The sequence below is a fragment of the Acidovorax sp. M2(2025) genome (assembly GCF_049330835.1).
Taxonomy (GTDB): domain Bacteria; phylum Pseudomonadota; class Gammaproteobacteria; order Burkholderiales; family Burkholderiaceae_C; genus Acidovorax.
On sequence record NZ_CP186262.1, the window covers coordinates 3,020,087 to 3,034,300 of the forward strand.

The following is a 14,214-nucleotide window of genomic DNA, read 5'->3' on the forward strand; positions in this document are numbered from 1 at the left end:
CTGCATAACTCCCTGCGATCCGTGATAGCGCGGCCCGCGGACGACAAAAACACAAAGGCCCGGTGACGGGCCTTTGTGTTTTTTTACAAGGCGTCGAGCGGGCTCAAGATGCCGCGCCCGCCCTTGTTGAGGACGTGCGTGTAGATCATGGTCGTGCTCACATCGGCATGACCCAGCAGCTCTTGCACCGTGCGGATGTCGTAGCCGGCCTGCAGCAAATGCGTGGCAAACGAATGGCGCAGCACATGCGGCGACACGGGCTTGTTGATTTGCGTGCGCCGCGCCGCCTCGCGCACGGCCCGCTGCACCGACTCAGGGTACACATGGTGGCGCCGCTCCAGCAGCTCCCCCGTGCGGGCTCGGGGCGCGGATCGATGGAGCGCACCGGCGACGGAAACACCCATTGCCAAGCCCAGCTTGCATCGGCATTGGGGTACTTGGCCGCCAGCGCATGCGGCAAATACACCCGGCCCAGCCCAGCGGCCAAATCCTTTTCGTGCAAGGCGCGGGCCTTTTGCAATTGCGCCTGCAGCGGGGCAATCAAATTCTCCGGCAGCACCGTCACCCGGTCCTTATTGCCTTTGCCCTCGCGCACGATGATTTCGCGGCGCGCAAACTCCACATCCTTCACACGCAGACGCAGCGCCTCCAGCAGGCGCATGCCCGTGCCATAGAGCAACTGCCCAATCAAACCCGTGGTGCCATCCATGTGCAGCAACAGCTCGCGCACCTCGGTAGGGGTCAGCACCACCGGCAAGCGCTTGGGTGTTTCGGCCTGCACCACTTCATTGAGCCAGGGCAGGTCCATCGCCAACACCTGTTTGTACAAATACAGCAGCGCCGCTTTGGCCTGATTTTGTGTGGAGGCAGAAACCTGCCTATCGACCGCCAAATGGCTCAAAAATGCTTCCACCTCGGCCGCTCCCATATCCTGCGGGTGACGCTTGCCATGAAACACAATAAAACGCCGTGCCCAGTCGATATAAGCCTCTTCCGTGCGAATGCTGTAGTGCCGCGTGCGCAGGTGAATGCGCATGCGCTCCAGCAACTTGGGCGGGCGCGGCTCGGTGGGGTCACTGCCGGGCTGCGGGGGTGGAGCGAGACGCTCTATCATCCGCAAAATTTTAGGTTTGCCTAATTTTCCAAGGATCAGGGTTTGTATGGGGTAGCCGGCGCTATAGTTGTCTTAGCGGACTGACCGGGCTACCATGTTTGTCGTCTATTTCTAGTTAGGCCCCACAGAATGCCCTCCACTTACTGGGTTGGTCAGCTCGATCGGCACGCGCTCGTCTTCGACCAAGCTATGCAAATTCCAGAATGTCCGCATGTTTTTCTGTGGAATGTGAGGACGTGCGAGATGGAGAAGTACGTTCCCTCGATGGTTCGATCTGCTATTCGAACGCATCAAGACTCAACCAGCACTGCAGCCGCGATATCCGCCTACGAAATTTGGAAGCGACAGGAGGGCACGGTTTGGCTTGACGAAGAATCGAGATATTACGCAACAAGAAATACGAAAGAGGTGCAGGAAAAAGCACAGAAACAAGTTGAGAGGGAACGGGATGCGCAGCTGAAGCAGGCCCGCGAACATTTTGCAATCGCAGAATCGGCTCGTCTTGCCGCAGTCCAAGCAGAAGCCCGAGAAACGCTCGTCGAACGCCACCAAACTGCCTTGGAAGCCAGTGGCCGCAAATACTTGGGTGTCCGAGCAAGCAGCGCTCCACGCGGTCGCCGAATTACTCACTGCTACGCATGCAAGCAGCACCTTGATAACACTATCGACATTGAGTGCGTCGCGTGCGGTTGGATCCTGTGCCTTTGCAGCGCCTGCGGCTGTGGCTATCAACGTGAGGCCTAACCTGAGAGTCAAGCCGACCCGCCTACGGCGGCCGGCTTACTTTGTTCGTTAGGCTGCACGAAGTCATGCCACTGCCATTTCTGGTGTCGTGCTCCATATCCGCGCCGGTGCTTTTCGAGCGGAGTGACGGTCGCTTTCAGCTCATGGACCAACAAGCGCCCGCGCCTTTCATGGCAGGCCGTGGCTATCTCTTGGTCGAGCAGGCGCTTGCGGCATTCCTTCAGAACGTCGAGGTCGAGCGAGTAAGCTTCAGGCCGGCGATCCTGTTCTCACCGATCACGAAAGAAGAGTTCAGTTCGCACGTACGCGTTCGGGTCAGTCAATTCTTCAGATCGAGCGAGCTGCTTGATCTCGATGTCAGTGGCAACCGTCTGCTTACCCTAAATGACCAGTACTACTTTGCAAGTCCTGAACTCAAGGCCCTGTTGGAAGCCAGCGCCTTCCGCTACCTGGAGTTCAGCGAAGGTTTCAGTGGCTTCGCAGCAAGTGCCGCCTAACCCCTCCGTCAAGGGGACCGCCACAAGCGGGCTTCGCCCACTTGCGGCCGCCCCTTACGTCGAACGTTAGCCACTTCATATTCCGCTTTATGCAGGCCAGCATTTATTCCAGCGCTTTGCCTCTCTCAAAGGTTTTTCCTTTGGGGTTTTTGCGCTGCGCCGGGCTTCGCCTGCATTCACTCAGCCGGTTTCAATCCTTTTTGGCCTCCAGCGCTTGTGCAGCAAGCGCTACCGGCTATCATTCTTGCAGCGCTGCGCCGCTTCCGTGGCACAGCGCTTTTTCATGGACAGCTCCCGCCTTCAAGTCTGGGCGCTCCCTTTTGGCCTTCGGGTCTAACTATTCGTCGCAGCCGACCGCCTACGGCGGCGGCTGAACTCAGGGCGTTAGTCCCTTCACACTCCGCTTTATGCAGGCTGCCATTAACTCCAGCGCTTCGCCCTTCTCAAAGGTTTTTCCTTGGGGGTTTTGGCGCTCTGCTGGGCTTCGCCTGCGTTCGCTTCGTCGGTTTCAAGCCTTTTTTGCCTCCAGCGCTTGTGCAGCAAGCACTAGCAGCTATCATTCTTGCAGCGCTGCCCCGCTTCCGTGGCGCAGCGCTTTTTTATGGGCCGAGCCCGTCTTCCGTCTGGGCGCTCCCTTTGGGCCTTCTGGTCTAACTATTCGTTGCAGCCGACCGCCTACGGCGGCGGCTGAACTCAGGGTGTTAGGTATCTCACACTTCACGAATGATGAGCTTCGCAAAGGAAAGTACAAGTGTATAGGTTTGTCGCATATGCATTCCCATTCGTACTAATAGTTATCGAATACGGACTGAGGATTGCCCTTCAAAAGGACACGTCTGGCTTTATCGGACCGACACTTGCATCAGCTGCAGCTGGTATGTTAGTCCCCACGCTATCGCTCAAACCAAATGAGGCTCAACTCTCCGCCGAGCTCCAAGATGAGCTGCGGCGCTTGGGCGCAACTTTCCGCTCAAAAAATGACGAGCGCCTAATTGCGTTAGCTATGTTTGTATTAATGAGCCTAATCGCCGCTTGGGTTTGGACGCTGATCTTGGCGGAAGGGAAGGACATGGTCACGATTGCCTCAATTAGTAGCCCGTATTCATCGGCTTGTTGTGCTACTTCGCGGGAGTAATTATTGCGGAAATCAAGGAGTTGGTATGATCGAAGAATTCTTGTCAACCGCAGCAGCGAGCGTTGCAGTTGCAGCCTTTGCCAACATCATGACCTCCTATTTAAAAGACAACCTTGCAAAAAGGAAGGATAGGCGTGAAGTTGAGCTGCGCGATGAAGAGCATCACGTAATTGCCAACCTCCCGCTGTCAGACGACCTAGCCTCTGCGGAGAAGAGAATTATGGAGTTGCAGAAGATTTCAGCGCGACTAGCAGTATTGGATGGTTGGCAAATTGCATCAAGTACGATACTCAAAAATCTTAACGAACTCCACTTGAGTGACGCAGCAAAGTCTCAAGACGTCATAAGCATCGCAAGGCAAATCCCAGGCATCTCAGAAGAAGCAATTCACAATATTTCCATGCTTAAAAAGGCAAGGAATTTAGTGGCCCACAGCGCGACCTCTCCCGAGAGCGAAAAAGAAATATTAGAGGCGTCCAACAATATTATTTCACTCCTTCACTCCATCAAACCAAAGAAAAACACCTAACTGTCAATTCAACGCGGACGCCAATACCGACCATGGCTTCGCCATTTTCATGACCGGTATTGGCACCCTCCGCGCTTCGCGCTACGCGCTACGGCGCCGGTTAACCTGAGCTTTATGTTTAAGTAGCCATTTCAAAAAAAGTGGACAGCAATGCAAAAATATACAGACATAAACAACGACTCTGGCATCATTGGCTACGAGATTTCAGCAACGTCCATAACTGTTTGGTTTAATGGAACGGCTAGACCGTATAGCTACAGCTACGCAGTAGCTGGGCAGCAGCATGTAGAAAAGATGAAGCAATTGGCTCAATCTGGTGACGGGCTTAACGCATACATAAATTACAACGTCAAGTTCAAATACGATCGCTAGTCTCCTACTGCACTAAACGTGGAGACACAACATTTCATTCAAGCGGACGGCTACGCCGTCGCTTAACTCAGGCATTATGCAAACCCATAAGCGTCAGTTTCGAACCTTCGTGAAGCAGCCAAAGCTCTACCACTCTAGGCAGCTCAGGATGGAGAAGGAAGGCCTTCGCGGCGCCCTGCGCGGCAGAATTGCACGCTTTCGGAGGTTCTTCCCCTCTGCTGCGAAGAGCGCACTGGGCCGGCAAATACAGCGGCTACTTTCTATGTACCAAGTGCGATTCGGCCAGGATTCTTTTGTTCTGGAAATACTGGAGAGACGCATTGCCCCGATGCCCCGGCCGAACTGGCTTCCCGGTGGCTATGCTCACTGGCGTAGCCGCATAACGGGTCGCTCCAGCGGATCGCCTGCGGCGTCCGCTGAGCTTCAACGTTAGCCAACATGCAATTACTCCATCCGCGATTGGCGAGCGTTCTCGGCACATTGTCCGCGGCCATGCTTGTTGTCGTGCTTCTCTTTCGGTTCGCGGTATATCGCCACATGTACATCGGTCCGAACGACCCGCACGGTATTTCGGACGTCATTGAGTTCTTTCTTGGTCTGGCTCTGCTGGCGGTTCTTGTCACGTCTGTACTTGGTGCGATCGCGCTTGCGATTCGCGGCCCAAAAGAAAACCGCATCGCGGGCGCCAAGCTGTTCGGCGGGTGCCTACTTATCGCGGTGGTTCTGGAACCGTTGCACAACCTTGCCGCCAAGTGGGCACCTTAAACAAAATGCAGGCGAACCCGCAGTTGCAGCCGACGCCTAACGGCGCGGCTGAACGCAATCGTTAGCCGTCACATGAAGACCATCAGCATGTTCATGGCTCTAGCCTTCGCCACTGGCTGCGCCTTCGCCTCAATGGACGATGTCGCAACTTGGGCCACAGCAACCTCCACGCATGCCACCAATGGGCGAGTAATCGTCTTCCGGTACGCTAAAGAGTTTCGGCCGGCGTTCGAGAAATCCAGCCTTCCAGATCGAGTCATTCTTGTCTGGCGTTATCGGTCTCAATCGGGCATGCCGACTACCGCCGAGCGTGAAGCGATGGACCGGCTCGAAGACTTGCTCAAGCCATTCTTGGAGAAGCCAGGCTTTGCGACGCTTTCCCTCGTATCGACCGGCGAGAACTTGCGGGAATGGACTTACTACGTGAAGTCGGAGGCGGAGTTTTTGCAGGTTCTAAACAAAGCCCTGTCAGGGCAGCCGCTATTTCCAATCGAGATTCATGCCGCGCCTGACCCCGAGTGGTCAACCTACGAGCGCTTCCGCCAAGGAGTGCGCGAGTGAAGGCTAGCCCTGTGCTGCAGCTTATTCGTTAGCCTGCTCACTTTCCGGTCTTCACAGCCCATGCTTTTGCATACCGCCACCACCTGTTCAAGCGCTCATGCGCTGGGGCGCGGTCGGTCGTGGCGGGCTGCGCCTGGCGATGCCGTTGGGTGTTCAAGCGTTTTGGCGCTCCGGCGCTTGTGCAGCGGGCGCAAGTAGCTCTTCTTTCTGTAGCGCTGTGCCTAACTTTGCGCTCCAGCGGACGAGCATTCTGCGGGCCGCTTACCTCGCCCGTTAGCTGCTCAAAAGCTCACCCGCCAGCGCACGCGAAACGGAGTTCCCTGATTGCGACGCCCGAGAGGTATTGCTCGACGCTGCGCTCGGCAAGGCCCTACCATCGGGGGCTTTCCTCTTTTCACCAACCCAACCCATCGGATTCACATGCGCATTCTTCTCGCCCTGCTCGCCTCGCTGGCCCTTGCTCCTGTTGCTCAGGCACAGACCGCCAAGCCGGTCACCACCGCCAGCGGCCTGGTCTATGAATCCCTGAAAGACGGCACCGGCGAATCGCCCAAGGCCACGGACACCGTGAAGGTGCACTACAAGGGCACGTTCCTGGACGGCAAGGAGTTCGACAGCTCTTACAAGCGCGGCGAGCCCACGGAGTTTCCGCTCAACCGCGTGATTCCCTGCTGGACCGAGGGCGTGCAGCGCATGAAGCCCGGCGGCAAGGCCAAGCTGACCTGCCCGCCGGCCATTGCCTACGGCGAGCGCGGCGCGGGCGGGGTGATTCCGCCCAACAGCACGCTCAACTTCGAGATCGAACTGATCTCCGTGCGCAAGTAAACGCCATGCTGCTGAAGGTCGGTGACCTCGCACGGCGCACCGGCCTCACGGTGCGCACGCTGCACCACTACGACGAGATCGGCCTGCTCACGCCGTCGGGCCGGTCGGAGGCGGGCTACCGCCTGTACAGCCAGGCGGATGTGCAGCGGCTGCACGGCATCCAGACGATGCGCCAGATGGGCCTGGCGCTCAGCGACATTGGCGAGCTGCTGGGGGGCGAAGGCGTGGCGCCGGAGCGCATCATCAACCAGCAGATCCGTGCGCTCGACCAGCAGATCGGGCAGGCCACGGAGTTGCGCGCGCGCCTGTCGATGCTGCGCGACGGGCTCATGGCCGGGGCGGAGCCCGACATGGGCAACTGGCTGGAGGCCCTGGCGCTGATGACCACGTACGGCAAGTACTTCACCTCGGCGGAACTCAAGCGCATTTTTGAGAACTGGAGCCGCATCGAGGCCGACTGGCTGGTGGTGAAGGACCAGGTGCGCTGCGCCATGGACCGCCAGTTGCCGCCCGATTCGCCCGAGGTGCAGGCGCTGGCCTACCGCTGGATGGCGCTCATGCTGCACTGGATGAATGGCGACCTGGACCTGCTGGAGCGCTGGGGCCACATGTTCCGCACCGAGCCCTCCACCCACGGCCGCAACCACGCGCCGCCCGGCGACATGATCGAGTACGTGGAGGCGGCCATCAAGCTGCGCATGGAGCTGCTGGAAAAGTACCTCACCCGCGAGGACCTGCGCAGGCTGGGCCACGTGCCGCACGGCGAGTGGGCCGCGCTGGAAGAGCGGGTGCAGCAGCTCATGGCCCGCGCACTGCCGCCCCACCACCCCGAGGCCACGGCGGCCGCGCTGCGCTGGGATGCGCTGTTCAACACGCTGGCCTGCCACAGCGCTGCGCTGCGCCAGAAGCTGCTCACCGCCTCGGCCAACGAGCCGCTGCTGCAGGCCGGATCGCCGCTGAGCGTGCCGGTGCGCGCCTACCTGCAGGCAGCGCTGGCCCACGCGCGCCCGCCGGCGTCGGCCGTGGCTTAGAGCCTGTTCACGATCTCCCAGGGGTCGCGCAGCACGCCGTCACCTCCGCGCAACAAAAATACGGCCGGGCCCTTGACCCTCACGCAACGTGAGGGCCCACAGTGGGCCCCATGCAAAGACAGCCCTTCCCCGCTGAACCGGCCGCGGCCCCCGCCCAGCGGCTGCACGCCCTGGACAACCTGCGCGCCACCATGATGTGGCTGGGCATCGTGCTGCATGTCGCCGTCATTTACATGGCCCGGCCTTCGCCCCTGCCCTGGCACGACGACCAGTCCAGCCCGGTGGCGGACCTGCTGGTGGTTGTGATCCATGCGTTCCGCATGCCCGTGTTTTTCATCCTGGCCGGGTTCTTCGTGGCCGCGCTGGTGCAGCGCCACGGCCTGGCCGGCATGGCGCGCAACCGGCTGCGCCGCCTGGGCCTGCCCTTTGCGGTGTTCTGGCCGCCGCTGTTTGCGGCCAGCGCCGTGCTGGGGCTGCTGTTCCTGCACCGCATGGCCTACAACACCTGGGGGATCGACCGCAGCCTGATGCCGCAAAGCCCCAGCGTCTCCGGGCGGGGCCCGCAGACCATGCACCTGTGGTTCCTGTGGATGCTGCTGTGGCTGGCGCTGCTGACGCCGCTGCCCTGGGCGGCGGTGCGCGCACTGCCGCCGCGGGTGCAGCGCGCCCTGCGGGCCCTGGGGTTCTGGCTGGGCAGCACGCCGCTGGGCGTGCTGGCGCTGACCTTGCCCCTGGCGTGGATCGGCGCGGGGTACGAGCACGGCATCGTCACGCCCGGCGGCTCGTTCCTGCCGCCCGCGGCGGAGTGGCTGCACAACGGGCTGTTCTACGGCTTCGGCCTGGCCCTGCATGCGCTGCGCAAGGAGCTGACGGGGCTGTACGCCCGGCACTGGCCGCTGCTGGCGGCGCTGGGCATGGCATGTTTCGCCGCAGCGGCGTTCCTGTCGGAAGTGCAGGCGCAGCCCGAGGCTTCGACGGTGGCGCTGGTGCTGCTGACGGGTGCGTTCACCGACCTGCTGGCCGCCCCGGTGCCGCCCGCCTGGCACCTGCAGTTCTGGATGGCGCTGGCCTACAACGGTGCGTCCTGGCTGTGGAGCTTTGCGCTGATCGGGCTGTTCCTGCGGCACCTGGGCCGGCCCCGCGCATGGATGGCCTACCTGGCCGACAGCTCGTACTGGGTGTACCTGGTGCACCTGCCGGTCACCATCGGCCTGGGCGCGCTGCTGTACGGCCTGCCCCTGCCGGCGCTGGCCAAGATGGCCCTCAACGTGCTGGTCACCACGGCCCTGTGCCTGGCCAGCTACCACCTGTGCGTTCGCTTCACCGCGGTGGGCGCACTGCTCACCGGACGCCAACGCGCCCGACCGTTTTTTGGAGACCCTGTTCATGCCCACTGATACCGCTTCCCGCCCCACCCCGCAGGGCACGGCCGCCCCGCCGGGCGGAGACCCGCGCGCCGCGCTGCTCAAGGACCGCAACTTCCGCTGGATGACCGCCGGCTCGGCGATGTCCATGCTGGGCGACCAGTTCACGCTGATCGCGCTGCCCTGGCTGGTGCTGCAGATGACCGGCGACACGCTGGTGCTGGGCACGGTGCTGGCCCTCATCAGCGTGCCGCGCGCACTGTTCATCCTGATTGGCGGCGCGCTGGTGGACCGCCACTCGCCCAAGCAGGTGCTGATGATCACCAAGTACGTCAACCTGGTGCTGCTGGCCGCGCTGGCGGGGCTGGTGTTTGCCGGCACGCTGACGCTGTGGATGGTCTATGCCCTGTCGCTGGGCATTGGCCTGGCCACGGCCTTCAGCATCCCCGCAGGGACGGCCATGATGCCTTCGGTGGTGGCGCGCCCGCAGCTGCAGGCGGCCAACGGCATCAGCCTGGGCCTGCGGCAGCTGACGATGTTCCTCGGCCCCTTGCTGGCCGGGCTGCTGATTGCGCTGTTTGGCGCGGGCGATGCGGCCAAAGGTGCCGCCACCGCGCACGCCAGCGCCACTGGCATCGGCCTGGCCTTCACGCTGGATGCGCTGAGCTTTGCGGTGTCGGCCTGGACGCTGTCCAAGGTGCAGACCCGCGGGGACACGGCCGCGCCCGCCGCGGCGCCGCAGGCCGTGCTGGCCGCGGTGGCACACGGCCTGGGGCACTTCTGGCGCGACAGCGAGCTGCGCACCTGCTTTCTGTACTGGAGCGCGATTGCCCTGTTCATCATGGGCCCCATCCACATCGCCATCCCCGTGCTGGCCAGCAGCAGTCCGCAGCTGGGCGCCGCGGCCTTCGGCACGATCGTGGGCGCGCATGGCGCGGGCACGCTGCTGGGCATGGTCGTGTCCGGCGCGGTGCCGCGGCTGCGCCTGGGCAGCCTGGGCATGACCATCCTGGCGTTCGACGCTTTCATCGGCGCGCTGTTCATGCCCCTGGGGCTGATCACCGCCGTGTGGCAGGGTGCAGCTCTGATGCTGGTCATCGGCCTCTTGGGCGGCTTCATGCAGGTGAGCGTTTTCACCTGGATCCAGCAGCGCGTGCCGCCGGCGCTGCTGGGCCGGGCGATGAGCCTGTTCATGTTCATCTTCATGGGCCTGGCCCCCATCTCCGCGGCCGTGACCGGCTGGGTGATGAAGAGCGTCACGCTCACCCAGCTGTTTGCCGCCAGCGGCGGCACGCTGGTGGTGCTGGCGGCGGTGGCCTTCGTGCTGACGCCCATGCGCCGCATGACGGACGCCGCGCCCGCCGCACGCTGAGGCGCCCCACGCAAAAAAGGCTGGACCACGGGTCCAGCCTTTTTTGTTTGACTGAGGACGAGCGCCTCAGACCTCGGTCACGAACTCCTCGCGCGGGCGGCGCACCTTCTTCAGGCTCACCAGCCAGTCGCCTTCGTCGGCGCGGTAGCCCAGCGGCAGGATGGCAACGCTGCGCAGGCCGCGTGCCCGCAGACCCAGGATTTCATCCAGCGCGTTGGGGTCAAAGCCTTCCATGGGCGTCGAGTCCACTTCTTCAAATGCCGCAGCGATCAACGCCGCGCTCATGCCGATGTACGCCTGACGGGCAGCATGCTGGAAGTTCACCTCGGCATCGCGCTGGGGATAGCTGTTCAGCAGCATCTGGCGGTAGTTTTCCCAGCCTTCGTTCTTGAAACCGCGCTGGTCGTTGGTGAGGTCGAACATCTTGTTGATGCGCTCGGGGGTGTAGTTGTCCCACGCGGCAAACACCAGCAGGTGCGAACCATCGGTGATCTGGGCCTGGTTCCACGCGATGGGACGGATGCGCTCGCGCACCGCCGGGTCCGTCACGACGATGATCTCAAAGGGTTGCAGGCCGCTGGAGGTGGGCGCCAGGCGGGCGGCCTCCAGGATGCGGTCCACCTTGTCTTGCGGCACCGCCTTGGCGGGGTTCATCTTCTTGGTGGCGTAGCGCCATTGCAATTTGTTCAGCAGGGGCTGGGCGGCCGAAGGGGCGGTAGCGGTCATGGCAAATGTCCTGTGGGGCGAATCGGGGGTGGAAGGAACCACGCAGGCCGCGAAGCACTGCGCGATGGTGACAATGTAAGGAGCCTTCCACCGGCCAAAAAGCCCTGCCGCGGAAACTGATTGTTCCAAAACGGTCAACAATCATGCCCATGACGGCGGAGTCTCCACCACGCCGCACGGACCGGCAGGCGGCGCGTACACTGGGGCCCCTCGCTTTCTGGCCCCTCCAAGGCGCGGCTCCGCGCGCCACCGCCCTGCTCTCGCATGAGTGAACCCGACCTCTCGTTTCTCGACCCGCAGAGCCGCCAGCCGGCCCCGCAGGAGCCCTCCGCCGGGGCGCCGTTGCCGGCACGCATGGGCGCGCCCGGCGCTGCGGAAGACCTGGTGGCGGAGCTGCGGGCCTACCAGGCGGAGCTGGAAAGCCAGAACAAGGTGCTGCGCTACAGCCAGACCGTGGCCGAGAGCGCCTACGAGCGGTTCGAGACCCTGTTCGCCAGCGTGCCCCTGGCGCTGATGGTGGTGGACGAGCACGACATGGTGGTGCAGGCCAACTCGATGGCGCACCGCTCGTTCCAGCCCACGGAACGCGACCGCCCGCTCGCGGCGCTGATGCCTTTCGTCCACCCGCAGGACGCCGCCCGCGTGCAGGAGGCGTTCTCGCAGGCCCGGGACCTGGGCCGCAGCGAGGCCAAGGAAGTGGTGTTCTCGATCAGCGACACCAACCGCATCACGGGCGACCTGCACATTGCCCATATCGAGGCCCCGCAGAGCAGCGGCCCGCCGCTGCCGCAGTTTCTGTGCGCCGTGATCGACCAGGGCCCGCTGCTGGCCGAACGCCAGGCGCTGCAGCACAGCGCCGTCACCCTGCAACTGCGCAACGAGCAGATCCGCGCCAGCGAAAAGCGGCTGGAGGCGGTCATCAACTCCGCGCTCGACGCCATCATCTGCGTGGACCAGCACCGGCGCATCACCGTGTTCAACCCCACCGCCGCCGCGCTGTTCCAGTGCAGCGCGGCCGATGCGCTGGGCAGCACGCTGGACCGCTTTCTGCCCGACGCCGCGCAGGCCCTGGCCTTCGCCCAACTCGCCACGCAAGCCATGCTGGGCGAGATGACCGCCCTCACGGCCAGCGGCAAGGAGCTGGCGGTGGAGGTCAGCGTGTCGTTCGAGCGCCATGCCGAGGGCGAGACCACCACCGTGTTCGCCCGCGACCTCACCGGCCGCAAGAAGGCCGAGGCCCACCGCAGCGAACTGGAAGCGCAGCTGCGCGAATCACACAAGATGCAGGCCGTGGGCACCATGGCCGGCGGCATCGCGCACGACTTCAACAACATCCTGGGCGCCATCCTGGGCAACGTGGAACTGGCCAAGGCCGACTGCCCGCCGGGTTCGCCGGTGCTCGAAAGCCTGCAGGAAATCGACAAGGCGGGCCGCCGCGCCCGCGACCTGGTCCGCCAGATCCTCACCTTCAGCCGCAACGAGCCGCCGCAGCGCACCGCCGTTGCGCTGGCCGAAGTGGTGCACGACACCGAGCGCCTGCTGCGGGTGACGCTGCCCCCCGCCATCGAGCTGCACATGCAGCTGCAGGCCGGCCTGCCGCCCGTGCTGGCCGATGCCACCCAGGTCGAGCAGGCGCTGCTGAACCTGTGCACGAACGCCGTGCACGCCATCGGCGCGGACCGGGGCAGCATCCACGTGGAGGCCGCCACGGTGCAGCCCGACCAGCGCCTCTCCGAGCGGCTGGGGCTGGCCCCCGTGGACTACGTGGCGCTGTCCGTGCGCGACACCGGCCCCGGCATGGATGCCGCCACGCAGGAGCGCATCTTCGAGCCCTTCTTCACCACCAAGCCCGTGGGCCAGGGCACGGGCCTGGGCCTGGCCGTGGTGCATGGCGTGATGCGCACGCACGACGGGGCTGTGGACGTGCACAGCGCACCGGGCCAGGGCAGCCGGTTCACGCTGTACTTTCCGGTGGCGCCCGCTGCGCGCACGCCCGCCATCGCAGCCACCGCCCCCCCCATGGCCGTCCCGGCAGAGGCGCCGCCGCCAGCCCCCGCGCAGCCCGCCCGCCCGGACGCTGCAGGCGAAGCCCCGGCCGCCGCCGCGCCCGCCAAGCAGCGCCACGTGATGTACGTGGACGACGACCAGGCCCTGGTCTTCCTGGTGCAGCGCCTGCTGCGCCGCCGCGGCTACACCGTGAGCGGCTACACCGACCCGCACGAGGCCACCGCCGCACTGCGCGCGGCACCGCACGACTTCGACCTGCTGGTGACCGACTACAACATGCCGGGCTTTTGCGGCGTGGACCTGGTGCGCGAGGCGCGCCTGATCCGCCCCGACCTGCCGGTGGCGCTGGCCTCGGGCTATGTCACCGCCGAGATCGAGCAGGCCGCCCTGGCCGAAGGCGCCCGCGCACTGATCCACAAGCCCAACGATGTGGAAGAGCTGTGCGCCACAGTGCAGCGGCTGATTGCCGACCACGACGCCCGATGACCGCGCCCCAGCCGCCGGCCGCGGGCGTGGAGGCCTTGTACGAAGACGCCGACCTGCTGGTGCTGTGCAAGCCCGCAGGCCTGCTGTGCGTGCCGGGCCGCGGCCCGGACAAGCAAGACTGCCTGAGCGCCCGGGCGCAGCAGCGCTGGCCCGGCGCACTCATCGTGCACCGGCTGGACCAGGCCACGTCCGGCCTGGTGCTGATGGCGCGGCACATCGAAGCGCAACGCCGGCTGAGCCACGCCTTTGCCGAGCGCCAGGTGCACAAGCGGTACCAGGCCGTGGTGCAAGGGCTGCTGGGCACCGTGGGTGGCGACTGGAGCGAGATCGACCTGCCCATCGCCGCCGACTGGGAGCGCCGCCCGCTGCGCGTCATCGACCCCGTGCAGGGCAAGCCCAGCCGGACCCGGTGGCGCGTGCTGGCCCAGGACACCGCGGCCCAGACCACGCGCGTGGAGCTGGAACCCGTGACCGGCCGCACCCACCAGCTGCGCGTGCACCTGGCGGCCCTGGGCCACCCCATCCTGGGCGACGCGCTGTACGCCGACGCCCGCACGCAGGCGCTGGCCCCCAGGCTGCTGCTGCACGCGGCCGAGCTGCGCTTCGCGCACCCTGCGCACGGCGGGGCATGCGCCTTCGCGGCCCCCGCAGGTTTTTAGGAAGCTGTTGGGGATTCCTGCGAGATC

The 14,214-nt window shown here is 64.0% G+C and carries 14 protein-coding genes and 1 pseudogene; 13 read left to right on the top strand and 2 right to left on the bottom strand.

The genetic code is table 11. From position 1 onward, the window contains the following. Positions 1-83: 83 nt before the first annotated feature. Positions 84-1,114: pseudogene (locus tag ACOYR3_RS14030) on the bottom strand (integron integrase). 243 nt (positions 1,115-1,357) lie between these two features. Between ACOYR3_RS14030 and ACOYR3_RS14035 the strand changes: the two are divergent. From ACOYR3_RS14035 to ACOYR3_RS14085, 11 genes are all read left to right on the top strand, one after another. Beyond that, a complete protein-coding gene (locus ACOYR3_RS14035) occupies positions 1,358-1,858 on the top strand; it encodes a hypothetical protein (RefSeq protein ID WP_422842981.1) in 501 nt (166 codons plus the stop codon). Between the two features lie 65 nt (positions 1,859-1,923). Next, entirely contained in the window at positions 1,924-2,355 is a 432-nt protein-coding gene (locus tag ACOYR3_RS14040; protein WP_422842982.1) for a hypothetical protein, read from the top strand. 89 nt (positions 2,356-2,444) lie between these two features. Beyond that, positions 2,445-2,729 (top strand): DUF1010 domain-containing protein, encoded by a 285-nt coding sequence (locus ACOYR3_RS14045; RefSeq protein WP_422842983.1) that lies wholly within the window; start codon positions 2,445-2,447, stop codon positions 2,727-2,729. 33 nt (positions 2,730-2,762) lie between these two features. Continuing rightward, the gene (locus ACOYR3_RS14050) at positions 2,763-3,146 is read left to right on the top strand and encodes a DUF1010 domain-containing protein (protein ID WP_422842984.1); all 384 of its coding nucleotides are present in this window, start codon (positions 2,763-2,765) and stop codon (positions 3,144-3,146) included. 369 nt (positions 3,147-3,515) lie between these two features. Continuing rightward, entirely contained in the window at positions 3,516-4,019 is a 504-nt protein-coding gene (locus ACOYR3_RS14055; protein WP_422842985.1) for a hypothetical protein, read from the top strand. Between the two features lie 810 nt (positions 4,020-4,829). Next, positions 4,830-5,156, top strand: a complete 327-nt coding sequence (locus ACOYR3_RS14060) for a hypothetical protein (RefSeq protein ID WP_422842986.1) — start codon at positions 4,830-4,832, stop codon at positions 5,154-5,156. A 72-nt stretch (positions 5,157-5,228) separates the two neighbouring features. Next, complete coding sequence (locus tag ACOYR3_RS14065; RefSeq protein ID WP_422842987.1) at positions 5,229-5,717, top strand: DUF695 domain-containing protein; 489 nt, start codon at positions 5,229-5,231, stop codon at positions 5,715-5,717. 420 nt (positions 5,718-6,137) lie between these two features. Beyond that, positions 6,138-6,542 (top strand): FKBP-type peptidyl-prolyl cis-trans isomerase, encoded by a 405-nt coding sequence (locus ACOYR3_RS14070; RefSeq protein WP_422842988.1) that lies wholly within the window; start codon positions 6,138-6,140, stop codon positions 6,540-6,542. A 5-nt stretch (positions 6,543-6,547) separates the two neighbouring features. Then, entirely contained in the window at positions 6,548-7,573 is a 1,026-nt protein-coding gene (locus tag ACOYR3_RS14075) for a MerR family transcriptional regulator (RefSeq protein ID WP_422842989.1), read from the top strand. A 110-nt stretch (positions 7,574-7,683) separates the two neighbouring features. Next, positions 7,684-8,970 carry an acyltransferase family protein gene (locus tag ACOYR3_RS14080; RefSeq protein ID WP_422842990.1) on the top strand — a complete coding sequence of 429 codons (1,287 nt, stop codon included), beginning with the start codon at positions 7,684-7,686 and terminating at the stop codon, positions 8,968-8,970. A 91-nt stretch (positions 8,971-9,061) separates the two neighbouring features. Then, complete coding sequence (locus ACOYR3_RS14085) at positions 9,062-10,309, top strand: MFS transporter (RefSeq protein ID WP_422846593.1); 1,248 nt, start codon at positions 9,062-9,064, stop codon at positions 10,307-10,309. Positions 10,310-10,375: 66 nt separating this feature from the next. Here the strand turns inward: ACOYR3_RS14085 and ACOYR3_RS14090 are convergent, their stop codons facing one another. Then, entirely contained in the window at positions 10,376-11,035 is a 660-nt protein-coding gene (locus ACOYR3_RS14090) for an NAD(P)H-dependent oxidoreductase (protein WP_422842991.1), read from the bottom strand. Between the two features lie 264 nt (positions 11,036-11,299). On the opposite strand from ACOYR3_RS14090, the gene ACOYR3_RS14095 reads away from it, so the two are divergent. Together ACOYR3_RS14095 and ACOYR3_RS14100 are read left to right on the top strand one after the other, a co-directional pair. Further along, the gene (locus tag ACOYR3_RS14095; protein ID WP_422842992.1) at positions 11,300-13,528 is read left to right on the top strand and encodes a PAS domain-containing hybrid sensor histidine kinase/response regulator; all 2,229 of its coding nucleotides are present in this window, start codon (positions 11,300-11,302) and stop codon (positions 13,526-13,528) included. After that, complete coding sequence (locus ACOYR3_RS14100) at positions 13,525-14,187, top strand: RluA family pseudouridine synthase (RefSeq protein ID WP_422842993.1); 663 nt, start codon at positions 13,525-13,527, stop codon at positions 14,185-14,187. Before ACOYR3_RS14095 ends, ACOYR3_RS14100 begins: the two co-directional genes overlap by 4 nt. The last annotated feature ends 27 nt before the right edge of the window (positions 14,188-14,214 follow it).